At 60.1% G+C, this 26,725-nt stretch carries 19 protein-coding genes; 13 read left to right on the top strand and 6 right to left on the bottom strand.

Annotated elements, in window-relative coordinates; genetic code table 11:
* Window positions 1-233: 233 nt before the first annotated feature.
* Both P5540_04400 and P5540_04395 read right to left on the bottom strand, forming a co-directional pair.
* Window positions 234-1,349, bottom strand: coding sequence for a DUF5009 domain-containing protein (locus P5540_04400; GenBank protein HRT64046.1), 1,116 nt, complete (start codon window positions 1,347-1,349; stop codon window positions 234-236).
* Window positions 1,350-1,373: 24 nt separating this feature from the next.
* Window positions 1,374-2,414 carry a HEAT repeat domain-containing protein gene (locus P5540_04395; GenBank protein ID HRT64045.1) on the bottom strand — a complete coding sequence of 347 codons (1,041 nt, stop codon included), beginning with the start codon at window positions 2,412-2,414 and terminating at the stop codon, window positions 1,374-1,376.
* A 565-nt stretch (window positions 2,415-2,979) separates the two neighbouring features.
* On the opposite strand from P5540_04395, the gene P5540_04390 reads away from it, so the two are divergent.
* The 3 genes from P5540_04390 (at window position 2,980) to tsaE (ending at window position 5,643) form a co-directional block, all read left to right on the top strand.
* Window positions 2,980-4,044, top strand: a complete 1,065-nt coding sequence (locus P5540_04390) for a TIM barrel protein (GenBank protein ID HRT64044.1) — start codon at window positions 2,980-2,982, stop codon at window positions 4,042-4,044.
* 284 nt (window positions 4,045-4,328) lie between these two features.
* Window positions 4,329-5,060: a hypothetical protein gene (locus P5540_04385; protein HRT64043.1), complete on the top strand. Its 732-nt coding sequence runs from the start codon at window positions 4,329-4,331 to the stop codon at window positions 5,058-5,060.
* A gap of 88 nt (window positions 5,061-5,148) precedes the next feature.
* A complete protein-coding gene (gene tsaE, locus P5540_04380; protein ID HRT64042.1) occupies window positions 5,149-5,643 on the top strand; it encodes a tRNA (adenosine(37)-N6)-threonylcarbamoyltransferase complex ATPase subunit type 1 TsaE in 495 nt (164 codons plus the stop codon).
* Between the two features lie 9 nt (window positions 5,644-5,652).
* On the opposite strand, the gene P5540_04375 is transcribed toward tsaE, so the two are convergent.
* Complete coding sequence (locus P5540_04375; protein ID HRT64041.1) at window positions 5,653-6,003, bottom strand: hypothetical protein; 351 nt, start codon at window positions 6,001-6,003, stop codon at window positions 5,653-5,655.
* 461 nt (window positions 6,004-6,464) lie between these two features.
* Between P5540_04375 and P5540_04370 the strand changes: the two genes are divergently transcribed.
* The 6 genes from P5540_04370 to P5540_04345 all read left to right on the top strand — a co-directional run bounded on the left by P5540_04370 (window position 6,465) and on the right by P5540_04345 (window position 13,606).
* Complete coding sequence (locus P5540_04370; protein ID HRT64040.1) at window positions 6,465-7,148, top strand: CerR family C-terminal domain-containing protein; 684 nt, start codon at window positions 6,465-6,467, stop codon at window positions 7,146-7,148.
* Between the two features lie 10 nt (window positions 7,149-7,158).
* Entirely contained in the window at window positions 7,159-8,454 is a 1,296-nt protein-coding gene (locus P5540_04365) for an efflux RND transporter periplasmic adaptor subunit (GenBank protein HRT64039.1), read from the top strand.
* Complete coding sequence (locus tag P5540_04360; GenBank protein ID HRT64038.1) at window positions 8,451-9,185, top strand: ABC transporter ATP-binding protein; 735 nt, start codon at window positions 8,451-8,453, stop codon at window positions 9,183-9,185. Before P5540_04365 ends, P5540_04360 begins: the two co-directional genes overlap by 4 nt.
* Window positions 9,182-10,387 (top strand): ABC transporter permease, encoded by a 1,206-nt coding sequence (locus P5540_04355; protein ID HRT64037.1) that lies wholly within the window; start codon window positions 9,182-9,184, stop codon window positions 10,385-10,387. The genes P5540_04360 and P5540_04355 overlap by 4 nt, the downstream gene beginning before the upstream one ends.
* A gap of 61 nt (window positions 10,388-10,448) precedes the next feature.
* Window positions 10,449-11,906, top strand: coding sequence for an efflux transporter outer membrane subunit (locus P5540_04350; protein HRT64036.1), 1,458 nt, complete (start codon window positions 10,449-10,451; stop codon window positions 11,904-11,906).
* 929 nt (window positions 11,907-12,835) lie between these two features.
* Window positions 12,836-13,606 (top strand): class I SAM-dependent methyltransferase, encoded by a 771-nt coding sequence (locus tag P5540_04345; GenBank protein ID HRT64035.1) that lies wholly within the window; start codon window positions 12,836-12,838, stop codon window positions 13,604-13,606.
* A gap of 45 nt (window positions 13,607-13,651) precedes the next feature.
* Here P5540_04345 and P5540_04340 read toward each other — a convergent pair whose 3' ends face one another.
* Window positions 13,652-15,613: an NPCBM/NEW2 domain-containing protein gene (locus P5540_04340; protein HRT64034.1), complete on the bottom strand. Its 1,962-nt coding sequence runs from the start codon at window positions 15,611-15,613 to the stop codon at window positions 13,652-13,654.
* Window positions 15,614-15,974: 361 nt separating this feature from the next.
* Between P5540_04340 and P5540_04335 the strand changes: the two genes are divergently transcribed.
* Together P5540_04335 and P5540_04330 are read left to right on the top strand one after the other, a co-directional pair.
* Entirely contained in the window at window positions 15,975-17,066 is a 1,092-nt protein-coding gene (locus P5540_04335; protein HRT64033.1) for a uroporphyrinogen decarboxylase family protein, read from the top strand.
* A 90-nt stretch (window positions 17,067-17,156) separates the two neighbouring features.
* The gene (locus P5540_04330) at window positions 17,157-20,114 is read left to right on the top strand and encodes a sugar-binding protein (protein HRT64032.1); all 2,958 of its coding nucleotides are present in this window, start codon (window positions 17,157-17,159) and stop codon (window positions 20,112-20,114) included.
* Window positions 20,115-20,147: 33 nt separating this feature from the next.
* Here the strand turns inward: P5540_04330 and P5540_04325 are convergent, their stop codons facing one another.
* The gene (locus P5540_04325; GenBank protein HRT64031.1) at window positions 20,148-21,077 is read right to left on the bottom strand and encodes a PfkB family carbohydrate kinase; all 930 of its coding nucleotides are present in this window, start codon (window positions 21,075-21,077) and stop codon (window positions 20,148-20,150) included.
* Between the two features lie 102 nt (window positions 21,078-21,179).
* Between P5540_04325 and P5540_04320 the strand changes: the two genes are divergently transcribed.
* Both P5540_04320 and P5540_04315 read left to right on the top strand, forming a co-directional pair.
* Entirely contained in the window at window positions 21,180-24,212 is a 3,033-nt protein-coding gene (locus P5540_04320; protein HRT64030.1) for a penicillin acylase family protein, read from the top strand.
* 114 nt (window positions 24,213-24,326) lie between these two features.
* On the top strand, window positions 24,327-25,742 hold the full coding sequence (locus tag P5540_04315) for an Hsp70 family protein (GenBank protein ID HRT64029.1): 1,416 nt from the start codon (window positions 24,327-24,329) through the stop codon (window positions 25,740-25,742).
* A 22-nt stretch (window positions 25,743-25,764) separates the two neighbouring features.
* Here P5540_04315 and P5540_04310 read toward each other — a convergent pair whose 3' ends face one another.
* Window positions 25,765-26,718, bottom strand: a complete 954-nt coding sequence (locus tag P5540_04310; GenBank protein ID HRT64028.1) for an ABC transporter ATP-binding protein — start codon at window positions 26,716-26,718, stop codon at window positions 25,765-25,767.
* Window positions 26,719-26,725 lie beyond the last annotated feature (7 nt).

The raw sequence follows: 26,725 nt of genomic DNA, 5'->3' as shown, positions 1-26,725 counted from the left end.
CAGATGGAAAACAGGACATGGATGTTCGGGCCAGGTAATTCCAAACTCAAATCCGCCTGTCAGTGTTGTCCAAAATAAAAGAGATCGGGGAAACTTCTTCTTCATCGCGAAGACGCGGTATCCCAAGAACGCTATCCCGAAAAACCGTGGTCTATTTTACGCAAAATGGCTTTCTGCATGCGGCAATTGGGACCGGGAGGGTTTCAAAGAATGGAGCGAAAACGATGCCCGCATCACACGCGGACGAAGACTCGTTTCCGGTAAAGGACGTAAAGGCCGATCCACAACAGGACGAATACCAGCAGCGCAAAGGGGAATGAATACATTGCGGGCCATTCGCGGGCGCTTTCACCGAACAACCACGCCGCGATGCCATGCGCGCTGACAAGTCCTTCGGCCAGATAGGCCAGCAGGGCGTTCGCGCCGATGACTGCAAAGGGAAACGCCCACGTTTTGTGTCCAAACACATCCATGACCGTGTAGAACGCCGCCAGCAAAAGATAACTCAGTCCTGCGGCAAACAGCACGAAGGAACTGGTCCAGATATGCTTGATGATCGGAAACCAGAGGCTCCAAATCAATCCCCCGGCCGTCAATGCCACGCCCATGCCCACCAGCGCGAAGGCCTTGCGGCCTTGCGTGAGACGCTCCGATTTCAGGATATGTCCGCCGAACATGCCCAACAGCACCGACCCCGCGAACCCCATGCTGCTGAGGATCCACGTGTAATGTGTGCCATCGCGAAACCGGCCCAGCACGGCCTCGTCAATGAACATCGCCAGATTGCCGTCGGGCGTCAGCACGCCCGCGCCGTGCCCCGGCACGGGCACAAGAATCATGATCAGCCAAAATCCGATCAGCAGCGCCGCGCACAAGGCCGCCTGCCCCGCGATGCGCAGGTGAACCAGCGCCATCGTCGCGACGAGATAGCCGGCGGCAATCGCCTGCAACGTGTTGCAGTAGATGTGAATGCGATCGAGATCGAAAGTCAGTAGGTGGCCCTGCGCAATCATGCCAAGAATGAACAAAACGATGACGCGCCGGGCCGTGTGCCGGTATATGCCGGCGCGCGTGTCGCCCCGTTCGATGCGCCGGCCCACCGAAAACGGCATCGCCACGCCCACGATGAACAGGAACAGCGGCATGATCAAATCCCACGCCGCGAATCCTTCCCACTCGACATGGCTGAACTGGCGCGCTATGCCGGCCGGCATCGGATCGCCGAACAGCCGGATGAACTGCTTGACCGCCTCGCCGCCGCCCATGATCCAGAACATGTCGAAGCCGCGCAGCGCGTCCACGGACATCACGCGCGGGCGGATTGCTGTGGCGTCCCATGACTCTTTCAAAATTTACTCCCTGTGCCTTCCGGCTCATTTCATGTATTCGACATCGTAAAGTGATTTTTGCTCCTGCTCGATCTGCTGTTGCAGGGCCTTGATCCGCCGCTCGTACCACGCCTGCCACTCGGAGGGCTGATCGCCGGCATCGTCGCCGGTCAATTGGCGCAGGACCTGCACGGCCGTCCGCCGTGCCGCCACGTTGGTCCGCATGATTTCGATCAAGAGCGGAATGGCGGCTTCCGTGTTCATCGCGCCCAGCGCCAACACCGCCTCGCGTGCTGTTTCCTCGTTGCCGTCCGGAGGCGCCATGGCCAGCCGTCCCAGCACGTCAAACGCCTCCGGCCCGCCTGCATCGGCAAGCCCTTCAATGGCTGCCTTGCGGATGCTCGGAAGCGAATGCCCCGCCAATTCGCCCAGCCGTGCGATGATTATCGGATCCCGAACGGCCAGCAAAGCCTGTATGCAGGCCAGGGCCGTCGCCTCGTCCGAATTCCACGCGCATTCCGCCAGCGCCGGTATCGCCGCGACACTGTTCATCCGGCCCAGGCAATGGGCGGCGATCCGCTTGCGCGCGGGCGTCTCGTCCGGATCCGCAAGCGCTTCCATGAATCGCGGCTCAAATCTTGCCCCCAAGAGAGGGATGGCCGGATCGAGCCGGGCCAATGCTTCGCCGCCCCCGCGCGCAAACAATTCCATGAGCCGCGCAAAGACTTGACCCGCGTCCTGTTTCGCGAGATACCCCGCCGCCAATTCGCGAATGGGCGGCGATGGATCGTTCAGCGCAACCAGAAAACGATCCAGGTAATCAGGATTTCCAGATTCCGAAAGCGCCTCCAACGCTTGAAAACGCGTTTCCGGATCCTCGGCCTGCGCGGTTTCCTCAAGAACGGGCGAAGCCGTCTGCGGACGCGGAACCGAAGGCATGCCCGATGAAACGGAAAAGACGACCCAGTCCACCGAACCACGGCGCATCAATTCCATCGCGCGATCCGCCGTCCGCCGGGCCACGGCTTCATCCTCCGCCGATGTAACAATCTGAACCAGCATTATTCCGTACAGACACCACCGCATCACACAATCCCCGATTTCATGGTATAATCTTGATAAAGGTTTCCGCCAATGTCAAACGGCAACGGCGGTTCCAAAAAAATTTTATCGGGAATAGATTTTGGAACATGCGGTGTTCCATAGACAGCTGTGAGCGAAGCCTTTCCCCCAGCTTGTACTCACAGCCACAGTCAGCAATGACTGGTTCCCACCACCGGCGAGTGCGCTTCGTGGCAGTCCCCCCGCTGCCCGCACTCGCCTCCTTTTTTTTCCTGCCTCTTAATACCGCAATACAACACATTGAAATAAAAAGACTTATACGTTATTGAGGCTGATGTTTTTCCATAATTATTGGCAGTTTAATGACCAAAAGTGGAGTTTATGGTTTTATTATTTATCACAAATATCAATTTATTCTCTTATCAAGGCAATAAATTCCATGAAAAGTATTGACAATGGCGTAATTATCATCTAAAATAACCCCAACGCGGAAGTTCAGAGAAAAGTGAGGATGTTGTTCCGCTTGACCGTGTCCAATGGAACGATTGGACATGCAACGCGCATGTAGGCGCATGGATTAGTGAACCCAGTGGATACCAAGACGCAAAATAGTTCAGCCGCAGGCGACGATCCCGGCATGGTCGCCGATCACGTAGCATCACGGGACAGCCGGATGAGCCTTCGGATTTCAGCGGGGTTGTGGATTTTTGCGAGCGGGGTGGATCCGACGACGCCCGAAGGATTTCGCGAGATGCCCCGGGTGCAGGATCGCCTTGCGATGGCCGCAAAAATCAAGGGCCTGAAGGCGGTAGAGATTGCGCAGACCGATGTAACGCCCGATTTTCCTGTCCGTGAACTCAAACGGGTGTTGAAGGAATATGGATTACTCTGTTCGGGGGTGTCGGTCAATTTCATGCAGGACAAACGGTTTGCGTTGAGCGCGTTCGGTCATCAACATCCCAAGACACGAAACATCGCCATCGAGGAAGGCCGTAAAGCGTCCGACATCGCCCGGCAACTGGGTGCGACCGAAGTAACGCTGCGGCTTTATACGGATGGTTTCGATTATCCCTTCCATGTAGACTATGCAACCCATTGGAACACGGTTATTTCGTCCATTAAAACCATCGCCAAGTACGCCTCGCCGGACATCAATGTGGCGATCGCCTACAAGCCGCGCGAACCCCGCAAATATTTGACCATCGCTTCGGTGGGCAAGTCGCTTAGCCTCTGCCAGGAAATCGCGATGAAGAATGTCGGCGTGGCCATGAATTTTTCCCATGCGCTGATGGCGGGAGAGAATCCCGCAGAATCCATCGCCTTCCTGACACGGGCCAACAAACTGTTTCAGATGTATTTCAGCGATTCGTACCGCCTGACCGACGACATGATGATACCGGGCAGCGTCAACATGTGGGAAATCATGGAAGCGCTGCTTTATCTCAAAATTGCGCGCTATAAAGGATATGCCATTCTCGACATGCTCCCGCACCGGATGGATCCATGCCATGCGTGCCAAATTGCGGTGGGCAATCTCTCGATTTTTTGGAAAAAACTAGAAAAATTAGACATCGCGGAGCTTCGCAAGGCCCAGCGTACGCTTGATGCCGTCGAAAGCCAGAAGATAATCCGCCGCGTCATGCTCCAAGGATAATGGTGGAGAAAATCCGTACGGTTTTGATGTCCCGCCTTTTTTGTGTCGGGAAAACGGGTGTTGCGGGCCTATTGCTTTGTGTTTCATGCCACCCCGCAAACGATTTCACCGCCGCACGGTCCGCATGGGCGCAATATCGCGCGGACAAGGCGGCCGTGGCCGCCCCCCAGGGACAAGAGGATCCCGCCGCGCTTCAGCAACAGGCGGACAAAGCGAACGATTCCCTGAAACAAGCTGTCAGATGCTATGAACAAGCGGGGGCCGGCGCTTCGAGGGATCCTCAGGTGTTGCGCGAATTCGCCGAAATGCTTTCCGCCGCCGGAGAATATGATCTTTCCTCGGAAACGTGGCGAAGGCTGACGGATTTGAAACCGGACGATGCTTGCGCATGGAAAGAACTCGGACGCAATTTGTCCGCGCCGGGACATTTCCGGGCGCCTGAGGCCTTGGCCGCGCTGCGGCGCGCGCTGCAATTATCCCCGGATGGCGACATCCATTTTTTAATGAGCCGCGTATACCGAAAGGAAGGCTTGTCCGATTTGGCCGCAGAAGCGCTCGAAAAGGCCTTGGAAAGCGAACCGTCGCATTGGGGCGCCCGCTTGGCCATGGCGGCGCTGAAAATCCAAACCGGGCGCGTGCGGGACGGCAACGCCGATCTCGAAGCCCTTGGCCCGCCGTCCCCCGAATATGCGGATGAATACACCGACAGTATCAAGGAGGCCGTGGATCGTCTTCTCGATGCCCGACGCATTGCGCCCGACACCGCCGAAGACGCCATGGCGTATGCGAAAGTCATGCTGCGCGCCCAGCGGCTGCAGGACGCGCTGGAAGCCGCCGAACGGTCCGCGCGGCTCGCGCCGGACGACGAGACCGTGTTCAATTTCATCGGAGACGTCGCCGCACAACTTGGCATGAACGACCGCGCGCGCAACGCGTATGCCCGTTCGCTTGAACTGAAAACCGATCAACCGCGAACCATTGAGCGCATGCAGGCGCTTGAAGCGCCGGCCAAGTGACATGCCCCCCTCCCGGCGACAGGCTTCAGCAGCGGACCGGTACGCGCCCCTCCTTCGCATTCTTGAACCGGAGGCTGCCTAATTGGAAATGCCTTCTGAAGGATTGGAACGTGTCCTGGTCACCCGAAATCCGGAAGAGACCGAATCGTTGGGCTGTGCCCTTGCGGGCCTGATTCCGGCCGGTACGGTTGTGGCGCTGCACGGGCCGCTTGCCGCGGGCAAAACCTGTTTTGTGCGGGGCGTGGCGCGTCATTACGGCCGCGCCGAACACGTCAGCAGTCCCACGTTCACGCTCGTCAATCAATACGGAAGCGCGCCGTGCCTTTATCACGTCGATCTGTACCGGCTTTCGGCGGCGGCGGAACTGACCGATCTTGGATACGAGGATCTTTTCGATCCGGACGGAATCAGCCTTGTCGAGTGGGCCGAACGGGCGGAGGAATGGCTTCCCGATCGCCGTCTCGACCTCACGTTTGCGCACGCCGCGGAAGGACAACGCCGCATCGTCATCCGCGATCACGGGGTGTTGCCCGCGGATTGGCCCGCCCGATTGTCCGGGTTCCCCGCGCAACCGGCCGGCTGAGGGTCTCCTTCAGATGGGCTTGCTCTGACTCTGGTATTTGAGCCTTGCCTGGCGCAGTTTCACTCGGATACTCGCGTCATAGGACGGATCGCCCGATCGCCGCCATGCGTCGATCAATTGTTCGATGCGGGTATCGTACGACGGCAGGTAGTTGTTGAGCAGATAGGTCAATTCGCCCTTGATTTTCTTTCCGCGCGGGTCGCCGCCCTCGGCGGACACCTCCAAAAAATGCCGGCGGCCCGCCTCCACTTTCTCGCGATACACGCGGTCGGCGCCGATGTTGCCGCTTACCGGACGCACCTTCTGCCTGGCCTGTTCGCGAATGGACATCTTCAGATCCGACTTCCTGATTCCCGGCATGTCAAAACCTCCTTTCGCTCCGACGGGAACAAAGGCCGGTTTGCCCGTCCCATTATCGGACAACAACCGCGCCATCATCAAAAACAAGGTGTCTGTTTGCCCCAGAAGGACAAAACCAGCCCAAGGCGGCGCAGTCGCAAAGTCTCAATCAAGGGTATGATTGCTTTGTTCGCCATCCGCGAAGACTTGGGCGTCGCTTCGGGCCAAGGAATCCCATGTGACCGTATAGTGTGACATGATCCACGGAAAGTCCCATGCGTCCAACAGACCGGAAGTGGACCCAAGATCGAGACGCCTGTCGGACAATGCGAACTATTGCCTCGGCCACAACAAGCTCTTCAACCGCATGGGCGGCCCAGGGCGCGCCGTTGAGATTCCGCGAGAACTTGACAAGCCGAAGAATCTATTGTATAATTGAAATATATAATTGAATTGCATATTTTGATTTGGAGGGTTGGCAGATGACCGATCAAAGACGCGGGCAGGAAACCAAAGATCGCATTCTGGAGGCGGCCTGCAAGGTCTTTTCCGAAAAGGGCTACCGAGATGGCACCCATGCGGAGATATGCCGTCGGGCAGGCACGAATGTAGCGGCCATCAATTATTACTTCGAGTCGAAGGAATCGCTCTATCGTGCGGTTTTCGAGCATCTGGAAGAAAAAGCTGAATCCTTTTATCCCTTGAGCGGAGGGGTGCCGGAGACGGCGGAACCGGAGCAACGTCTCCAGGGGTTTATCCATGCGCACCTCAGCCGGATGTTCGATCCGGTGCGTCTAGGCCATCTTCACCACATTCGCATGAGGGAGATTTTCGAGCCGACGGGCCTCTTGGATGACTTGCTGGAACGGAGCCTGGCGTATGGCAGGAAGCAGATCTTGGGAATCCTACGCGAATTGCTGGGACCTCAGGTTCCGGAGCGCGATGTGACATGGTGCGAGATGAGCATTGTCGGCCAGTGTTTCATGGGAGCGCCGGGACCGCGCGACAAAGGGCCGCGCGTCGTCTTTGGACTCGCGGCAAGCAACGTGGACCAGCTGGCAGAACATATCTTGCGGTTTTCCCTGGCCGGGGTGCGGGCCATTCGGGAAAAGTACGAAATGGAGTTCTCGGCGCCGTCCGTCAATAACGATAACGCCGATGATTAAGGAGTATGCCATGACGAATCCGTGTGCCGATCCGAAATCCAATGTTGCCAAGATGCTTGGACTGGGGAAGTCCCGTTCACGCGGATCCCGCATGCTGCGATATTTCTTGGGAATCGGGATTGCAGCCGCGGCATTGGCTGCGGGCGTCTCGTGGCACTCGAGGACCGCATCGAGTTCCTTGAAATATGAGACGCAGCCCGTAACCCGGGGAGACTTGGTGGTGACGGTAAGCGCAACCGGCGCCCTGGAACCGATCAAGGAAGTGGAGGTCGGCATCGAAGTATCGGGGACGATCATGTCCGTAGATGTCGATTACAACGACGAGGTCGAAGTTGGCCAAGTCTTGGCGCGGCTCGACACATCGAAACTCGAGGCGCAATCGCTCCAGTCCGCTGCCGCACTCGAAGCCGCACGCGCCAAACTGCTTCAGGCGCAAGCGACCGTTCGAGAGACAGAAGCCCAGATGGCCCGACTGAAAGAGGTCCGCGAACAGAGCGGCGGCAAGATGCCTTCGCAACACGATTTCGATGCACAGAAGGCCGTTCAAGAGCGGGCGCAAGCCGACGAAGCCAGCGCGAAAGCCGCCGTGGCGCAAGCGCAAGCGACTCTGGACGCGAACAAGTCCGACTTGGCGAAAGCCGTTGTTCATTCCCCCATCAACGGGGTCGTGCTGACTCGTTCGGTCGAGCCGGGACAGACGGTCGCCGCGCAGTTCCAATCGCCCGTGCTCTTTACGCTGGCGGAGGATCTGGCACAGATGCAACTGCTGGTGGATGTCGATGAAGCCGACGTGGGACTTGTGAAGAAAGGCCAAGAGGCGTCGTTCACCGTGGATGCCTACCCGGATCGTGTGTTTCCGGCCCGGATTACGCAAGTGCGTTTCGGTTCGGAAACGGTCGATGGGGTTGTGACGTACAAAACGGTATTGAAGGTGGACAATTCGGATCTGACTCTGCGGCCGGGGATGACGGCCACGGCTTCGTTGATAGTAAACAAACGAGAGAATGTGCTACTGGCGCCGAATGCGGCGTTGCGGTTCTCGCCGCCTCAAACACAGACGGCGAAGAAGTCCGGCGGCGGCAGTCTGCTGAGCGCAATCCTGCCACACCCGCCGCGTGAAAAGGCGGCGCCGCGCGATGACTCCAGAGCAAAGAACAAGGACCAGTGCGTGTGGACTGTGCGCAATGGGCAACTTGTATCCATTGCGATTACCAAGGGAATGACCGACGGGAAGGTGACGGAGATCGTCGCTGGCGAACTCGAACCGGGCATGGAACTGGTGACCGAAGTGGCGACGTTGAAATGATGAGCGACAAGAATGGCCATGGCACAACCGACGCGCCCCTCATCGAACTCGTGGGGGTGACCAAGGTCTATGGGACCGGCACCGCCACCATGGAAGCGTTGCGCGGTGTGGACTTGCGGATCTATCCGGGCGAGTTCGTCGCGGTGATGGGTCCGAGCGGGTCGGGCAAGAGCACCTGCATGAACATTCTAGGCTGTTTGGACACGCCCACGGACGGTACGTATCGCTTTCAGGGCATCGAAGTCGGCCAACTCACGCGCAATCAGCGGGCGCTGTTGCGCCGTCATTGCCTCGGCTTCGTGTTCCAGGGCTTCAATCTCCTGAATCGTACTTCGGCGCTCGAGAATGTCGAGTTGCCATTGATCTACCGCGGTGAAGCAGCCCATACGCGGCATGCGCGCGCCCGACAGGCCATGTGCGACGTGGGATTGAGCGGCTGGGAACACCACACGCCGGGCGAACTGTCAGGCGGCCAGCAGCAACGGGTCGCCATCGCGCGTGCGATCGTCACGCAACCGTTGGTCCTACTGGCGGACGAACCGACCGGCAATCTGGATTCCGCGCGCAGTGTCGAGATCATGGATTTGCTGACGGCTTTCAACCGGGAACAGGGAATCACCATCGTCATGGTGACCCATGAACCCGATATGGCCGCCTATGCCAAGCGTACCGTTCATTTCAAGGATGGACTGATCGACACCGATCATTCACACAAGGACAACGTCCAATGATAGGAAATGCCTTGCTACTGGCATTACGCGAACTCCGCCGCAACGTGATGCGTTCCTTCCTGACGATGTTGGGCATCATTATCGGCGTGGCGGCGGTGATCATCCTGGTCACCCTCGGAGGCGGCGCCACCAAGCAGGTCACGGAACAGATATCGAGCCTCGGCAGTAACTTGATGATGGTTACGCCGGGCAAGCGTATGGGGCCGGGAAGGGAATCGGGCGGAGCGCCGTTTAAGCTGGCCGATGCGGAAGCCATCGCCCGCGAGGTCCCGTCGCTGGCTGCCGTGGCGCCTGCGGCGAGCGCCGCCTCGACCGTGATCTACGCGAACGAGAATTGGTCGAGCACGGTTACCGGAAGCACCGTCGAGTATTTCACCGTAAGCAACCGGCGCATCAAAGAAGGCCGTGCGTTTACGGAGGCCGAAACGCGCGCGGGCGTGGCGGTCTGCGTCATCGGCGAGACGATCCGGGGCAAGCTATTTGGCGGCCAAGACCCCATCGGCAGCAAGGTGCGTTTGGGCAAGCTCGCATGCGAGGTGATTGGATTGTTGGAAAGCAAAGGCCAGTCTACGATGGGCACGGATCAAGACGACCTCCTCGTCGTTCCGTTGCGCACATTCCAGCGGCGCATCGCGGGTAAGGAAGACATCGGCATCATCCAAGTTTCTGTCAAAGAGGGTGAGTCCACCGACCGGGTCAAGGCGGACATTTCGCGCCTGATGCGCGTCCGCAGGCATTTGTCCGCGAACGAAGAGGATGATTTCAGCGTAATGGACCTCAAGGAGATCGCCACGATGCTTTCGGGCACCACGCGGGTTCTTACCGGGTTGTTGGGCGCGGTGGCGGCGGTGAGTCTGTTGGTGGGCGGTATCGGCATCATGAACATCATGCTGGTATCGGTTACGGAACGCACGCGGGAAATCGGCACACGCCTCGCCATCGGTGCATTGGAGCGGGAAGTGCTGATGCAGTTCCTCGTGGAAGCGGTCGTTCTGTCCTCTTTCGGCGGACTGATTGGAATATTGCTTGCGTTGGGCACTTCGATTGCGCTTGCGGGCGTCCTGCAAGTGCCGTTCGTCTTCAACGCGCCGATCGTTCTCGTCGGTTTTTTGTTTTCCGGGGCAATCGGCGTGGTTTTCGGGTATTTCCCGGCACGGAAGGCCGCCCGGCTGGATCCAATCGAGGCGCTGCGCCATGAATAGGCTGTATTCGAGAAAAACGGTGGTGGAGGCCATCGGATCACGTCCGGGGAGCGGAGGGAATATGCGCGGAAACAAAGTGGGAGCATGGATGCAAGCGACGGCGGTATCCGGTCTGATCCTTGTTGTCTGCTCTTGTGTAACGGGGCCGGATTATCAACGTCCGGCGCTGGATGTGCCCGGACAGTACAAAAGCGCCACCGAAAGCGAAAAGGCACAACCCGGCTTTGGGAGCGACTGGTGGTTGCTCTTCCAAGATCCTGACCTCGCGGCCCTCGCGACAAAAGCGCTCGAAGCCAATGAGAGTCTGAAAGCGGCCATGGCGCGCGTCGAACAGGCCCGCGCATCCACCGTGTCCGTCCGGAGTTCGTTCTTTCCCGTTGTAGCGTTGTCGCCCTCGGCCACGCGTTCACGTTCGCCGGGCGTGTCGGCGTCTGGTGCAGTTTCTCCGCCCGGCGCGGAAGGCGTCCAGAGCGGCGGATCGTCTTCCGGCACGACCAGTACCCGCCTTTCGTTGCCGTTCGACGTTTCCTACGAGATCGACATTTGGGGACGGCTTCGCCGTTCCTATGAGGCCGCCGATGCAACCGCTCAGGCTTCCGTTTGCGAGTTGGAGGTCGTCCGCCAAACCCTCTTGGCGGACTTGGCCAAAGACTACTTCGAACTTCGTTCGCTCGATGCGCAGGATGAAATCCTGACGAGGAACTTGGCGCTCTATCGAGAACAAGTGGAGCTAACGCAATGTCAAGTGAATGCCGGATTGGTCGATGCGACCAGCTTGTTGCAGGCGCAGGTGCAGTTGGAGTCAGCGCGTGTACAAGCCGCGGATGTCCGTCGGCAACGCACCGATCTCGAACATGCCATCGCTATTCTGCTTGGCCGTCCGCCATCAGAGTTTTCGTTGGAGCCCCACCCGTTGGATGCCGTTCCACCCATTATCCCGGCGGGCTTGCCCTCGGATCTATTGCGGCGGCGTCCCGATGTGGCGGAGGCCGAACGGAATCTTGCCGCAGCCTGTGCCGAGATCGGCGTGGCCAAGGCGGATTTCTTTCCAAGCATAAGTCTGACCGGGACGGCCGGTTTCCAGAGCGTGGATGCCGGCGACCTCTTGAAATGGCAACAGCGGACGTGGTCTTTTGGGCCGAATCTCTCGCTGCCCATCTTCAACGGGAGACGATTGCGCGCCTCGCTGCAAAAAGCCCAAGCGCGGTACGATGAGCTTCAGGCCACCTATCGAGGAACCGTTCTGGATGCATTTCGCGATGTGGAGGACTCGCTAACGGACCTGCACGTGCGTGCCGATGAAGCGGAGAACCAAGCAAAGGCGGTCGATGCCGCACGGGAATATCTGAAGCTGACACAGATTCAATATAGGGCTGGAACGATCGACTATCTGCAGATGATCGATGCCGAACGGACCTTGTTGACGAACGAATTGTCGGCGGCGCAAATTCTCAGCCAACGGATGGTTTCGACGGTCTTATTGATCAAGGCGCTGGGCGGCGGCTGGGAAATACACTGAGGTGGGGCTTGGCATGCGCGAAATGGACTTTATGTACGCGATTGACCAACGACGTGTTTCATCCTAAAAAAGGCAGCAGGACCCTGTTCGTGAGTCTTGCCGCCCTCGATTTTGTAAAGAATAGACCTTCCGAGTGCGAGTTTATATCGGAGCCGGAAGCAGGTTGGGAGAGGCAAGCGGTCGTTCTTTCAGGATCTTGGTCAATATTCGGCTGAGAATCGTTCGCCATCGCTCCTTCCAATCCAACTGCCGCGTAGTTGCCTTGACTTCGAACAAGAAGTCATTGACGGTTTTCAGCACTGTTTGCCAGGATGAAAATTTCCACGAAGATTGGCATTTCCGGGCCATTTCATGCCGGATCAGGCAACGAAATCTTGTGCTGAAATTGAAAATGGCCGCTTGGTAGCGCCGATTTCCCAATCGGCATGTCGTGTTTCAGCAAGCCGATTTGGAAATCGGCGTTACATTCCGAGACCTTCACGTCTCCGAGAACACGGTACTCTCAAAAATGTAATCAAGTGACTTGATATGCATAATATACTTCAGCAACTCAAGGCCGGGAAAGCCGAAACACTTGAAAAGGATTTAGAAGCGCGCATTCCGGAATGGGCGATCGGCGTACCGAAGTTGGTGGAGAATCCTCAGCGACTCAATCAAATATTATGGGCCGTTCAGCGGTTTTATGTTGAAAATCAGGTTCCTGTGCCGGAACAACTTCGTCCCCTGCTGGAGTCTTTGCCTCCTCGTCCGCCGACGTCGTGCGACATCAAGAGGGGCTTATAAAAAGCGTAGCGGGTACTTTGTTGATGGACGATCCGACGCGGCATTCGCACTACTTCACGGCGGCCAACCGGGATCCTGCCGGCGCCGGCAAGAGGGTTGCTAACGGCAGAAGAATCGCAATAAGTACAAGGAAAACAGAGTGACGTATGAGTGAAAAGCAATGGTATGAGAGCCTGTTTGAAAACTACGGACAAAAGTACGACAAGGAGCCCTTCACGCAGGGCACGCAGGGAGAATGCGATTTCATCGAGAAGGAACTTGGGTTTGACAAGTCGCTGAGGATCCTCGATGTCGGCTGCGGCACCGGGCGGCACGCGATCGAGTTGACAAAGCGGGGTTATCGCGTAACGGGGGTAGACTTGTCCGAATCGCAATTGGCGAGAGCACGGGAGAAGGCAACGGCACAAGGTCTGAGCATCGAGTTCCTGCGGCATGATGCGAGGGCGCTTCCATTTCACGCGGAATTCGATGCGGCCATCATGCTGTGCGAGGGCGGATTCTCGTTGATGGAAACGGACGAGATGAATTTCGAGATACTGAAGAACGTGACACGTTCCCTGAACGACCATGGCGTGTTCCTGTTCACCACGCTCAACGGGCTGTTCCCCTTGTTCCATAATGTGGAGGCGTTCTATGCCGAAGCGAAACAGGAGGACACGAGCGCCTGCGGGAAGAATCGCTTTGATCTGATGACTTTTCGCGATTTCAATGTCGTGGAATTCGAGGACGACTCCGGAAACAAGAAGGCCCTTTCCTGCAACGAACGCTACTACGTGCCGTGTGAGATCACCTGGCTGTTGAAGACGCTCGGCTACGCCCGCATTGAAATCTTCGGCGCGAAATTGGGCGCTTTTTCGCGGGACAACGCCCTGACGCCGGAAAATTTCGAGATGCTGGTGATTGCCCGCAAGCAATGAATGAGCCGGCGCAGCGGTCACGCGGGATTTTTCCGATCGCGATTTTCAGCGCACCTTTCCGATTTTCAGCAGGACCGCTCCGCGTCCGGGGACTTCGGCGGTTATCGAACCTTCGGCGGGCGGCCAGTCTTTTTGCCGCCATAGATCGCGAACGGGCTGTCGGCCCTTGACTCCGACATCGTCCCATGAAGCCGTAACGGGACGCCTGATGGGGCCTCGATTGAACAGGGCGACGGCGGTCGTCCCGTCGAAGAGGGGGCGCGCCCAGACTTCGCAGGCGCCTTCCTGCCTGCGGCGCGTGGCGGCCTGGCCAAGCGGATCCTGGTCCACGTCGAGGACTTCGTCGTTCGTGAGCAGGGCCCGGGTGAAATCGTCTAGTTGCACCAGATCGCATCCGATGAGCAGCGGCGCGGCCAACATGCACCACAGCGTGATGTGGGTGATTTGGGCGTTGGGCGCGAGCCGGGTCGGGGCCACGTTCGGTCCCCAACCCACCTTGCCCACGACGAGCATGTCGGGATCGTTCCAATGGCCCGGCCCGGCATAGGGCGCTTTGTCGCTTTGCGCGAAACCGATGGCGGACACACTTTCCCACGTGTCCCCGATGTCATAGGTGGTTCTCCACAGATTGCCGCCTACCTCCGCGCCCCATGTCCAGACCTCCCCCATTCCATACTGGCAAATACTGAAGACGATGTCGCGGCCGCAGCGGTTCAAGGCTTCGCGCATGAGGCGATAAGGCTTTTTGAGTTCCTCCGGTTCGGCGCTCTTCGCGATGTCGCGGTAGCTGCACCAGTCGTACTTGAGATAGTCAATCCCCCATGCCGCATAGGTGTCGGCATCCTGCTGTTCATGCCGGTAGCTGCCCGTGTAACCGGCGCAGGTTTTCGGTCCCGGCGACGAGTAGATACCGAGTTTCAGACCCTTCGCGTGGACATAGTCCGCGAGGGCGGCCATGTCCGGAAAACGCTTGTTGGTCTGAATGACACCTTTTGCATCGCGGTCGCCTTCCCAGGAATCGTCAATGTTTACGTATTGGAAACCGTGCGCGGCGAGTCCGCTCGATACCAGCGCATCGGCGGCGGCGCGGACTTTCTCGTCGTCCACGACCACGCCCCAGACGTTCCATGAATTCCAGCCGAGGGGCGGGGTCAAGGCCAGCATGTTTTCGCCGCCGGCGATGGTCAGCGTTCGCGAGGCCTTTCCCTTTGGCCCGGACGCCGTCAACAGGACATCCGTGCTTCCCGCTTGTTTCAGCGCGCCCGTGATGATGCCTGTCGTCGAGTCGAGGACGAGACCGGCGGGAAGGTCCCGCGCCTCGAACGTCAGCGGCCCTTCGCCCGTCGCGGGAATCAGGAACAGAAACGGCCGCCCCGGCGTCGCGCCGGTGATGCGCGGCCCGTGAATGGCCGGTTCCGGATTCATGCTGGATGCGATGGGCGGCGGGGGTTCCGAACCGATGCCGATGGAGACGGGTTTTTCCTTCGCGCCGGGCATCAGCGTCAGCAACGCCCCTGCCCAGTCCGCATGATCGAGTTTCGTGCCGTCGCCGCCGTCGCACACCATGAGCAGAAGATACCGAGCGCCCGTGAGATCCACGGAGATTTCCCTCGGCTTGTCACCCGCGCGCATGAGGCCGGTTTCCGAGACCTTGCGATCGTCAACCCACACTTCAAACGCGACCGAGCCCTGCCCGCGGGTCTCGTCGTCCACGCCGGCCATCGCGTCGAAACGCACCGCCGCCCCCTTGAGATCGATCAAAAACTCGCTGACGGCGTGCGTGCCAATGCCGTGCGGATACTGGACGCCGCCCAGCGCGATGGGGAATCCCATGAGCGATTTGCAGGCCTGCGGCCGCTTGAACCCCTGATTCATGACGGACAGGTCAAGCGTTTCGATCCACAGGCCGTTTTTCGGGGCTTTCCGGGCCGTCAAGTCGGCCCCGTCCGAGCATGGCGCAGCGAGAATCGCCGCCAGAATGGCCAGCGCACACAATACGTGTTTCATGGAGAATCTCCTGTGGTTCCAAGAGACGGGTTTCCCCTGCATCATGCCGGATATGCTAAACTAAAGCAACGACCGGAGGCGAGCGGTTGTCTCGTGTTCGTGTTCATAATCGTCCTCGTAATCGAGCAACAGACGGAAATCTCCTAACGCGGCTTAGCTGCAATGCCTCAATCAAGGATATGATTTCTTTGTCCGCAACTTCTGTGTACCATGCACAGAAGTTGCGGACAAAGAAACTATCGTGTGGATGCGCACGATTACGCGCACGAACAGAGTGGCGGTCGGATGCCTTTTCGAAAAGGCGCGAGAAGGAGAAGCCAAAGAGCGCAGGCGATTTTCCGAACAAGGAACTGAAATGACCATGCTGAAGCATTTGCCCTTGAAAAAACCATCGCCGAATGCGGGGGAATTCATTGACATCGTCATGGGGCGATCGAACCGCCGCGTGCCGCTGGTCGAGTACATCGTGGACGAATCGGTACAGCGGCGCATCGTGACAGAACTGCTGGGCCGCGAGTGGGTCGAACAGGGCCCGGACCGCGCATCGCAGGCGGCGTATTGGGACAATTTCATCGCGTGCTGGCATCGGCTCGGGTACGACTTCGTGCGGTTCGAGACGGGCATGCCGTTCCAGACGGCTTCTCTCGCGGCGGCCGATACGGCCCCGGGCGTTGACAAACAGCGCTATTGGGCGGAGGAACACCGCGGCGCGATTACGAACTGGGAAGAATTCGAGCGGTATCCGTGGCCGAAAGCCGAAGACGCGGATCTATTCCCGCTCGAATACATCGCCACGCATCTGCCGGACGGCATGGGGCTGATCACCTGCCACGGCGGCGGCCATTTCGAACACCTTTCGCGGCTCATGTCGCTGGAGGGGCTGTGCATGGCATTGTGCGAGGCGCCGGATCTGGTGCAGGCGGTCGCGGAACGCACCGGCGAACTCCTGATCGGCTACTACAAAAGGCTTATCGCGCTACCGAACATCATCGCGCTGTTCCAGGGCGACGACATGGGCTTCCGCACGCAGACGCTCATTCCGCCCGATGCGCTGCGCCGGTATTGCCTTCCGTGGCACAAACAGTTCGCGGCGATCGCGCATGAAAACGGCCTCCCCTTCTTTCTGCATTCGTGCGGGCACGTCATGGCCATCATGGACGACCTTATCACCGATGTCGGCATTGACGCGAAGCACTCGTTCGAGGACGTCATCATGCCGGTCGAAGACTTCCATGCGCGATACGGCGATCGCATCGGCGTCCTTGGCGGCGTTGACATCAACCGCCTGTCGCAGGACGCGCCCGAAGCCGTACGCGCCCATACGCGGCATCTCATCGAAACCTGCGGCGCGCGCGGACGGTATGCAATCGGTTCCGGAAATTCGATTCCGAGTTACATTCCCGTCGAAAACTACCTGGCGATGGTGGACGAGGCGTTGGATTGCGCGGGATAGCCGGCCAGAACGCTCTATCCTGTTTTAGCCCGTTATCCAGTCCAAGGAACAAAGCGTCTGGCCGTCATCAATCCGGCAAGGAGGCATGCCATGAATGTTGGAATTGCGATCTTCATGCTGGCGATTGTTCATGTCGCTGAGACTCCATCGGCCATCGCCATTCCCCTGCGTCCGGATCCGCCGATCGCCGTGGATGGCGTTTTGGACGAATGGACGACGATGCCGAATGCGATGGTTATTGATAAACCGGAGCAGGTCGTTTGGGGTTCGGGCGGTTGGCAATCGCCCGCGGATCTCAGCGGCATTGTCCATTTGGCGTGGCGTGCGGAATGCCTCTTCGTGGCTGCGGAAGTGACGGACGACAACCTTCGCCAGACGCGGCGCGGCGATACGATCTGGCAGGGCGATCACGTTGAACTCTATGTAGATGCGCAACCGGACTTGGATCCCGCGCGCGATGCGTTCGGCGACGGGCAATTCCAGATAGCGCTAAGTCCTGGCAACTTCTTCAACTCGGGCGATCCGCTGATTGATTGTCCGCCCGAGGCATTCATCTACCGTCCTCACGGGACGTCCGTCTCGGAAATTGCGGTGGCCGCGAAACCCACGGCGGCGGGATATGCGTTGGAGGCGGCGATTCCGTGGAACGTGCTGGGCGTCGCTAAACCGGCAGAAGGCACGCCGCTGCGGATCGAGGCGGGAATCTCGGATACGGACGGGCCGGATGCGCGGCAAGAATCGCTTATGACGACTTCGTCCGGGAAATGGGGGCATACGCGATCGCGTCTGCGCGCCGCCGTGCTGGCGAGAACGGATGGAACCGTGCCGGCATCCGAATCGCCCACGATCGTTTTCGATGCGCTTCAACTCGAACAAGGCGGCAAACAGATATTTACGTTTACCATGAAACCGGCCCCGGAAGGCAAACAGGCGGTCCTTGCCTTCGACGCACGGCTTCACACGGAACGTCCGGCCGGTTTTACATCCGCTCTGCGGCTGACGCTGAACGACAAGCCGGTGACGATGGCGATGCTGGCCAACAAGCCGGCCCGCGTCAAGTCGCGCGGAGGCGACGTGTATTCCACGGGCGGCGGCAACGTGTTCAACGTGTTCTACGCGCCGGATTACACGAGCGTAGACGCCGACCCGCACTACGGCCTGCTTGACGGAATCAGGGCCTGTTCGTTCGAATGGGACGTCACCGGGCTCGTTTACGCCGGCGAGAATACGCTGATCCTCGAAAACGTCGCGGCGGCCTCGGTGAAGAATCCGTTGATCGCCGCGAACGGCCGCGTCTCGTTCCGCATTCCGCCACCGGCCGCCAAGGCCAAGGCCGGTCCGCCCACGGGTGAATTGCCGTTTATCGAACCGTCCGTGGCGGCCGTCGCCTACGAAGTCGAGGAAAAGCCCGATGCCGTTATCGAGGTCAAGCTCAACGATGAAATCTTCCGGATCGAAAGCCAATTCTCGATGCCTGTGTCCACGTGGGCACATACCGCGTGCGCATTTTTCGATCATCAACGCGCGATCGAACGGCGTCCCGAGGCCCTGGTCGTGCGCGACACCTGGACGAACCGGACGAACGAACAACTGCCCTTGATCCACCGCCATCAACTCGTCTTGGGCGAACGGCTTCGCAAGGTGTGGCTTTCGGGACTCGAACAGAGCGCGGGAAGCGGTTCGCGCGGGGATCCCTCCAATCCCACGACCTTCGCCGCAACGGAAAAACAAGGCATCGGACTGCTGCCCCTCGATGACGTGTTCCGCGTTCATATCGCGAATTTCGCGGCCTCCGGCCATGCGGGCATCGCGGACAACAATCTCGTCTTGCGGCCGGGCGCGACGTACACGGCGGAATGGGCGATCATCCCCGCGGCCGCGCCGGACTACTGGACATTTCTGAACGCCGTGCGCCGTCTGCTGGATGCGAATTTCACGATCGAAGGCGGGTTTGCCTTCCTGCGTTCCGGCCCGTTGACGGATGCATGGTCCGATGAACAGATCGCCCACTTCCTACGCTTCAAGAGCGCGCGGTGGGCGTGCGCCTCGATTGACTATCCGCGTTACAAAGGGCAGTACACGCACGGCACGTCGTTCCAGGAGGTCCCGCACGACAATTACACGGCTTCCTTCAACCGCTGGCGTTCCCTGGCGCCGGGCACCCAGTGCCTCGTGTATTTTCATTGTTTCATTGATGTGCTCGACGAGGCGCCGGAACGTTACGCGGACGCGCGCCTGTTGCGGCCCGACGGCCGTCAGGCCGATTACGGCAAACCGCACGATCGTATCTTCATTCCCACGGAGACGAATCGTTACGGCGCCGCCATCGCAAAGAACATTGACATCATCTTCGACGAGATCGGCGCCGAGGGTGTTTATTGGGACGAGCACGAGTACAGCCGCTGGCATTACCATTACGGCGATCCGTGGGACGGCTGTTCCGGCGATATCGATCCGGTGAAGTTTACCCTGGGCGGCCTCAAGTCGTCGGTCACGTTGCTGTCGGAATCGTGGCGCGTGGCGCTGGCCAAACGCATCCTGCAACGCGGACCGCTGGTCGGCAATGGGCCGCCGGTCACGCGCGCGATGGCGGCGCTTCGTTTTCCCTGCTTTGTGGAAACCGGCAGTATCACGCATTGCACGCAGGCGCATCTGCACTCGCCGATTGCGCTCGGCGATCACCTGACCGAACGGAATGAGGCGGATGCGTATGCCGTGATGCTGGCCGCGCTCGATTACGGGTGCGTCTACCATTGGTACGGCGACGTGACCGTGATCCCGACGCATCCGCACCTGACGCAATACATGTTTCCGATTACCCCCATCGAGTTGCATGAGGGATACATCATTGGGCAAGAACGGATCGTCACCAAGAAAAGCGGCTGCTACGGTTGGGGCGATGCCTCGCATCACGAGACGCACGTCTTCGACGACACGGGCCGCGAACAGGCGGATTTTGTCGTGCCGACCGTCGAACGGGATGGAAACCGATTCAGCGAGATTCGGATTCCGGAAGGGTGGTCGGCGGCGATTGTGCGCCTGCAATGATTCCGGCCCGATACTCGTCGCCCTTTCCGGGAATCAGTGATCCCGTAGGAGAAACTCGACGGCGGCGCGGTCGGGAATGCCCTGCTGGCCGCCGAGCTGCGTAGCCTTGATCGCGGCGGCGGCCGCGGCGAAGCGGATGGCATCGGGAATGGCGCTTCCGGACAGGAGGGCGGCGGCGTAAGCGCCGTGGAACACGTCGCCGCAGCCGGTTGTGTCCACCACCTCGACCGTGAACGCCGGCTGATGCCGGACGCGCATGTCCTTGCCGCCTTCGAGATACCAGCAACCGCGGGCGCCGTCCGTCACGGCCGTGCATGCGCGCTGCTGCGAGAGGGCAAACACCACGGACTCGATGTCGCCCGCGCCGGTCAGTTCGATGGCCAGCCGGATGGGGATGATCAGGTGGTCCGCCAAGGCGACGACCTCGCGCACCCCGGCCTCGTTGACGTTTTCGATATCCGCAATGACGGGAATGCCGAACCGCCGGGCAATTTTGCAGGCATGGGCGGTCGCTTCGGGCGCAAAATGGTCCACGAACAGCGCCCGGCTGGCGGCAATTAGATCGGCGCGGACGTCGCGGGCCCACGGCGCGACCACCTTTTCCCGTGAATACAGGATGGTGCGCTCGCCCGTTGCGCGATCCACGAGAATGGTCGAATGAAACGGCTCGGCGTCCGGATACGGAATGTCTTCCGGCGTGCCGATGCCTTCGTTGTGCAAGACCGCCCGGGTAAAATCCGACAGTTCGTTCCGGCCCAAGAAGCCCCCGTACATGCACTTGGCGCCCATACGGGCCGCCGCAACAAGCGCCGTGGCGCAAAGTCCGCCCCCCTGGCGGCGGCGTCCAAGCACCTCGGCCTTCGTGCCCGGCTGCGGAAAATGGGCGATTTCGATGAGATCGTCCACGGCGGCGATCCCGAATCCGTACAAATCGTACACTTTTCCCGTCATAATCGATGCCATCGTCAACGTCTTCTTTTCAGTTCGGCAAAGCGGGCGGATTATAGCACACGGTATTCATCCGGCCAATTTCCCGAAATCATAATTTCACATGCGTCATCCCGCATGCGTACAATAAACGCCATGTTGTGGTGTCGGCTTCAAGCGCAGCAGGGAGTGTCGTTCGCGTCGGCCAAACGGCTTTTTCGCGCGTGTGGGTTTTGCCTTGCGCTGTCGTTGTGGCTCGGCGCGGCGTTCGCGCAATACAGCGGCGACACGGCGTCGTTATGGGCGCAGGCATCCGTCTACCGGGACGAATGGGGTGTTCCGCACGTTTACGGCGACTCGCCGCGCGCCATGGCGTTCGCCTTCGGATACGCCCAGGCGGAAGATCACCTCGAAGCGATGCTCATGGCGTACCGGGTGGCCGGCGGACGCGCGGCCGAGGTTCTGGGCGAGGCCTTGGCGCCGTCCGACGAGTTCGCGCTGAAGATGGCGCATGCGGATCAGGCGCAACGCGCGCTGGCCTCGCTCGATCCGTTGACGATCGATCTGTGCGAAGGATTTGCCGTGGGCGCGAACGCGTGGATCGTCGAACATCCGGATCGCGTGCCGGTCTGGTGCGACGGCGTGCGGCCGCACGATCCCTTGGCCCTGTTGCACTGTTACCTGATGAGTTTCGCGCCGTTTGATCTACCCAATGTCTGGCGGCGCGATCCGCCTTCCCTGTCGGGAAACGCATGGGCCATCGCGCCGTCCAAAACGGAATCGGGCGAGACGTTGCTGGCGATCAATCCGCACACGCATTACGACAGCCCGTTCCGATGGTACGAGGCGCACCTGAATTGCCCCGGAATCAACATGGCGGGCGCGACGCTGTTCGGGTTGCCGGTAATCCTTCAGGGACACAACGAGGTGTTGGGCTGGGCGTTGACGCCCAATCAGCCGGATTTCGCCGACGTGTATGTCGAATCGTTCGGCATGCAGAAACGCGATCCGCGCATCCTCAACCTGCCGCCGCTGCCGGACGAGGAACGGCTCCTGCAGGAATTGATGATCGCCACGGCCCGTCCCTATTATGTGCATACTCCCCATGGCGCGGACATGCGCAGCGTGTCGTGCATGACCGGCCCGCACGGTCCGATCGTCGGTTCGGACAAAGGCCATCCCTGCGGCTATCTGGTCGGCGGATACGAGGATTTCGGCGCAATCGCCCAGTTGATGGAAATGGCGCACGCGCAGAATCTCGACGCGTTTCTGGCGGCGCTGGCCATGCACCAGTTGCCGTGTTTCCACATCGTGTACGCGGACCGGGAGGGAAACATCTTTTATCGTTACAATGCCAAAATGGGCGACAAGCCCGTTGCAGACGGCCCTCCGCCCGAACCGCCCGCGCCCCCGAAGGAACCCGAACCCGGCATGCCCAATCTCGCCCCGCCCGAACGGCCGCCGGCATCGAAACAACGCGAACCGGCCCTCATTGACTGGACAGCCCCCCTGGACGGCGCCAATCCGCTCTTTCGCTGGCAGGGCATCATCCCCCCCGATGCGCTGCCGTCGCTCGCCAATCCGCCTTCGGGTTATCTGCAAGCCTGCGGCACGCCGCCTTGGGCGGTCACAGACGGCACGGGTCTCGATCCGGCTCGGTTGCCGGGCTGGTTTTCGCGCGACCGCGACTCCCTGCGCGCCCAACGAGTGCGGCGACTGCTGGCCATGGGAAAACGATCGTTTCGCGATTGCCAGGCCATGCTCTACGATGTGGTCGTGCCGGGCGCGGGCGGCGCGGTGCAGCGCTTGATTCAACTCGCGGATCAACGCGCCGATTTTGTGAACGACGCCCACCCGGATCTCGCCGCGGGGATCGATCTCCTGCGTTCGTGGAACGGACTTTCGGACACCGCCAGCACGGGCATGACGTTCTACCATGCATGGTGGACGTCGCTGCGCCGCCATGTCCAGCCGATGAACGGCATGGGCATGAGCGCCCCGTGGCAAGCGGACGACGCCCTGATGATTGCGTTCCAGGAAAACAGCGAACCGTTTCAGGATGCGATCATGAGCGCGGCGCTCGACGCCGCCCGCATGATGCGGAACGAATTCGATTCCGTGTCAGTGCCCTGGGGCAGCGTCCACACCCTCACCCGCGGCGCACGCGAGGCGGGACTTGCGGGCGCCACGAGCGGCGAACCGATTATGGTTGCGTCCGACACGGCTTTCGACGCGAAAAAGTGGCGCGTGACCTACGGCTACGGCTTTGCGATGGCCGTCTCGTTCGGCGAGAAAACATCGGCCGTCTCGATGGTCCCGTTTGGAAGTTCGGAGGATCCGAAATCCCCGCATTTCGCCGATCAACTCGACCTGATGGCGGAACGTCGTTTCAAGGTCACGCGGTTTGCCCTCGAAGACGTCCAGCGCCATGCGACAAGCGCCCGGGGCCGGTCCCTATGTCTACGCCCCAAGGGAACCGGCGGCCAGATTATCCTTACATCGGAAGCGCCCGTCGAGGCGCGCCTGAACGCCTTGTCGGAACCGCCCGCGCCCCCGCCCGAGGGTCTTGTGCCTTTCACCGTATACATGGAAATCGAAAAAGCGCCCAAAGCCGCCCCTGTTCACATCCGGCTCGAAATTCCGGTGTCCGCCGTGCTGTGCGCGCGCGAAAACCTTCCATCCCTTGCCGTCCACGCCTGCGATACGCGGCGCGACTGGGTGCGTTTGCCCGCGCAAACGCTGGACGCCGAATCGCGAACCTTTACGGCAGACGACGAACAGGGACCCGCCGTTTACGCGATTCTCGGCCCCGCGGAATTCCGCGCCTCGCGGCTTGTGATTCCCGGCGAGACGTCCGGCGCTTCCCCAGGCGAACCCTTCCGGTCTGAAACCGGGGCCGCCATGAATCAGCAAAACCAATCCGACAATGCCTCCGTGCCCGCGGAAACAGACATGCCCTCAACCGAATCCAGTGCCCCCATGCGGGGCGTCCCGCCGAAACAGTCTAGGGCCCCGATCGTCATACCGCAAGAATTGCAACAACCCAAGGCGGACACCCCTCCAACACTCGAATTCGTGCCCCCGCAAAACGAACAATCCAAACCAAAAGATCGGTCCGCTCCCACCCCCAAGCGCAACTACCGTTTCGACCGGTCAAAATCCAAACAATAGGATCGCCTCACCTGATCCCAGCGCGTTTTTGGTTTTATCGGCACGCGTGCTATACTTCGCTGTTTTGGCGCGCCGCATGGCCGGATGCGCGGGGAAAACACCGAGGTGTTACGTGTGAGCAAGTTGTATTGCGGGATAGATTTCGGCACGACCAATTCCAGCGCGGCGATCTCGGACGGCGAACGAACGTGGGTGCTTGAACTGGATCGCCTGAACGACGCGCCGCAATCGCTGCCGTCGCTGTTGTACTTGTCGCGCGAGGGCGAGCAGATCGTCGGGCGCGCGGCCGCCGACGCCTTCATCGAACGCAATGTGGATCGCGAGGTCCGGCTGGAACAGGTGGATCTGAACACGGCGATCGAGGCCTATGTCGCGTCGGAACCGGACAAGAGCGAGGGATATCGCCCGATCGAATTGATGGAGCCGCGCGTGACGGAAGGTGTCCGTGTGTCGGCCACAGTGGAGGTGAATTCGCCGGGTCGGCTGTTCCAGTCGCTCAAGAGCCTTCTGCGTTACCGCGCGTTTCGCGGCACCGAGGTCTTCGGCCAGACCTACCAGATCGAAGAACTCGTGGCCATGATCCTCCGGCGCATCAAACAGTCCATCGAGGCGGAAACGGGCGCGCCTGTCGTCAAGGTCGTCATGGGCCGTCCGGTGCGATTCAGCGCCAATCCCGGCGAGGATGCCGTTGCCGAACGCCGGTTGCGCGTCGCGGCGGGCCTGTCGGGCTTCGAGGAAGTGATTTTCTTCTATGAACCGGTCGCGGCCTGTCTGGAATACGCCGTCACCACCGACCGCGATCTGACGCTCATGGTAGTGGACATCGGCGGCGGCACCTGCGACGTATGCGTCATGACGTTCGGCGCCGGGGGAAACGCCATGGAACGCGTGGCGGGAAGCCGCATCCTCGGGGTGGCCGGTGTGCCGGTGGCGGGCGACGCGATCGATCGCGAAATCGTTCAGGCCAAGCTTTTTCCGCGTTTTGGAAGCCAGTCGCGCTACGGTCCGTCGAATCTTCCCATCCCGCAGTTCCTGTTCAACCATATCCTCGACTGGCAAAACCTCTACAAGCTCAACACGGAGGAAACGCTCAACTGGCTTACCGCCGTCGAAATGAGTTCGGATCAACCGGAAGCGATCCGCGCGCTTCGATATCTTGTCCAACGCAATTACGGTTATCTCGTGGCGCGCGAAGCCGAGGCCGCCAAGAAACGGCTATCGTCCGTCACCGAAACCGATATCGTCATCGCGCGCGAGGTCATCCAAATCCGTGAACGACTTGAGCAGGTCGAATTCGCCCATATCATCGGGCACGATCTCGACGCCATGCTCGAAAGCATCGAGGAGGCGGAACAAACCGCCGGGATTGCGCCCGGCGACATTGACTATGTGCTGACGACCGGTGGCACGTGCCTTGTTCCCGCCGTGCGTCAGATGCTTGAATCGCGCTACGGGGCCAAACGCATCATCCAGCGCGACACGTTCACGAGCGTCGCGACGGGGTTGGCCGTCGCCGCGCGCTATGCGTAGGGCAGTCCGGTTGCGCGGGATGTCAGCGATCCGCCGCGGGATCGTTGGCGGATATGGCCTGCAGGAAGGCTTCTTCCAGGCTTTGGCGCACCGGCCGCAGGTGGCGAATCTGGGTCTGTTGCGCCTTGGCGATCTCGAAGAACAGCCGGACGCTCGTGGCGGGCGGGGTTTCGACCAGCAGGTTGCCGGAGTGTTCGTCGCGCCAGGTGCAGCCCGCGGATTCGAGCGCGGCCATGAAGGCCTCGCGGTTGTCGCGCACACGCACTTCGTAAAGCCCTTCGCGCTGCGCGGTAATCCGATCGATCGTATCGTCAATGGCGACCCGTCCGCGCGCCATGACGACGATCCGGTCGCAGACGTACTCGACATCCGGCAACAGGTGCGACGACAACAGCACAATGACCTTGCGTTTGTGGGCGAGTTCGCGGACGAGGTCGAGCATTTCGATGCGGCCTTCGGGATCAAGACCGTTTGTGGGTTCGTCGAGCAGAAGCAATTTCGGATCGTGGATGAGCGCCTGGGCGAATTTGACGCGCTGGCACATGCCGGTCGAGTAGGTTTCCATTTTTCGGTAGCGGTTTTCGCCGAAACCCACGTAGTTGAGCACCTCGTGGGCGCGTTCCATGGCGTCCACACGCGACATGCCCGACAACGATCCGCAATGCGTCAACAGCGAGACCGCGCTCACTTTCGGGGACACGATGTCCCGTTCGGGCATATAACCGAGCCGCTGTCGGGCTTCGAGCGCGCGTTCGGGCATCGGCAGGCCGAACAGGGCGGCCGAACCTTTCCGGGGCCGCAGGAACCCCAGCAGGGTTTTGAGCAGGGTGCTCTTGCCGGCGCCGTTCGGTCCCAGAAGACCCACGGCGCGCCCCGTCGAACCGTCCGCCGCCACGTCGAACGTCATCCCCTGAAGCACGTTCAGGTCGCCGTAGGAAACGTGTACATCGTTCAATGAAATGGCTGTCAACGACATGTAATAT

Source organism: Candidatus Hydrogenedentota bacterium (assembly GCA_035450225.1).
Lineage (GTDB): Bacteria > Hydrogenedentota > Hydrogenedentia > Hydrogenedentales > SLHB01 > DSVR01.
This window is presented reverse-complemented; position numbering and strand designations above follow the sequence as displayed.

What these genes read in the sequence shown, in the direction of transcription:
- P5540_04325 (HRT64031.1), bottom strand. Translation starts at nt 21,077, where the DNA reads ATGGCATCGATTATGACGGGAAAAGTGTACGATTTGTACGGATTCGGG.
- P5540_04375 (HRT64041.1), bottom strand. Translation starts at nt 6,003, where the DNA reads ATGCCGGGAATCAGGAAGTCGGATCTGAAGATGTCCATTCGCGAACAG.
- P5540_04330 (HRT64032.1), top strand. Translation starts at nt 17,157, where the DNA reads ATGAATGTTGGAATTGCGATCTTCATGCTGGCGATTGTTCATGTCGCT.
- P5540_04360 (HRT64038.1), top strand. Translation starts at nt 8,451, where the DNA reads ATGATGAGCGACAAGAATGGCCATGGCACAACCGACGCGCCCCTCATC.
- tsaE (HRT64042.1), top strand. Translation starts at nt 5,149, where the DNA reads ATGCCTTCTGAAGGATTGGAACGTGTCCTGGTCACCCGAAATCCGGAA.
- P5540_04320 (HRT64030.1), top strand. Translation starts at nt 21,180, where the DNA reads ATGCGTACAATAAACGCCATGTTGTGGTGTCGGCTTCAAGCGCAGCAG.
- P5540_04345 (HRT64035.1), top strand. Translation starts at nt 12,836, where the DNA reads ATGAGTGAAAAGCAATGGTATGAGAGCCTGTTTGAAAACTACGGACAA.
- P5540_04395 (HRT64045.1), bottom strand. Translation starts at nt 2,414, where the DNA reads ATGCGGTGGTGTCTGTACGGAATAATGCTGGTTCAGATTGTTACATCG.
- P5540_04355 (HRT64037.1), top strand. Translation starts at nt 9,182, where the DNA reads ATGATAGGAAATGCCTTGCTACTGGCATTACGCGAACTCCGCCGCAAC.
- P5540_04365 (HRT64039.1), top strand. Translation starts at nt 7,159, where the DNA reads ATGACGAATCCGTGTGCCGATCCGAAATCCAATGTTGCCAAGATGCTT.
- P5540_04350 (HRT64036.1), top strand. Translation starts at nt 10,449, where the DNA reads ATGCGCGGAAACAAAGTGGGAGCATGGATGCAAGCGACGGCGGTATCC.
- P5540_04335 (HRT64033.1), top strand. Translation starts at nt 15,975, where the DNA reads ATGCTGAAGCATTTGCCCTTGAAAAAACCATCGCCGAATGCGGGGGAA.
- P5540_04370 (HRT64040.1), top strand. Translation starts at nt 6,465, where the DNA reads ATGACCGATCAAAGACGCGGGCAGGAAACCAAAGATCGCATTCTGGAG.
- P5540_04310 (HRT64028.1), bottom strand. Translation starts at nt 26,718, where the DNA reads ATGTCGTTGACAGCCATTTCATTGAACGATGTACACGTTTCCTACGGC.
- P5540_04340 (HRT64034.1), bottom strand. Translation starts at nt 15,613, where the DNA reads ATGAAACACGTATTGTGTGCGCTGGCCATTCTGGCGGCGATTCTCGCT.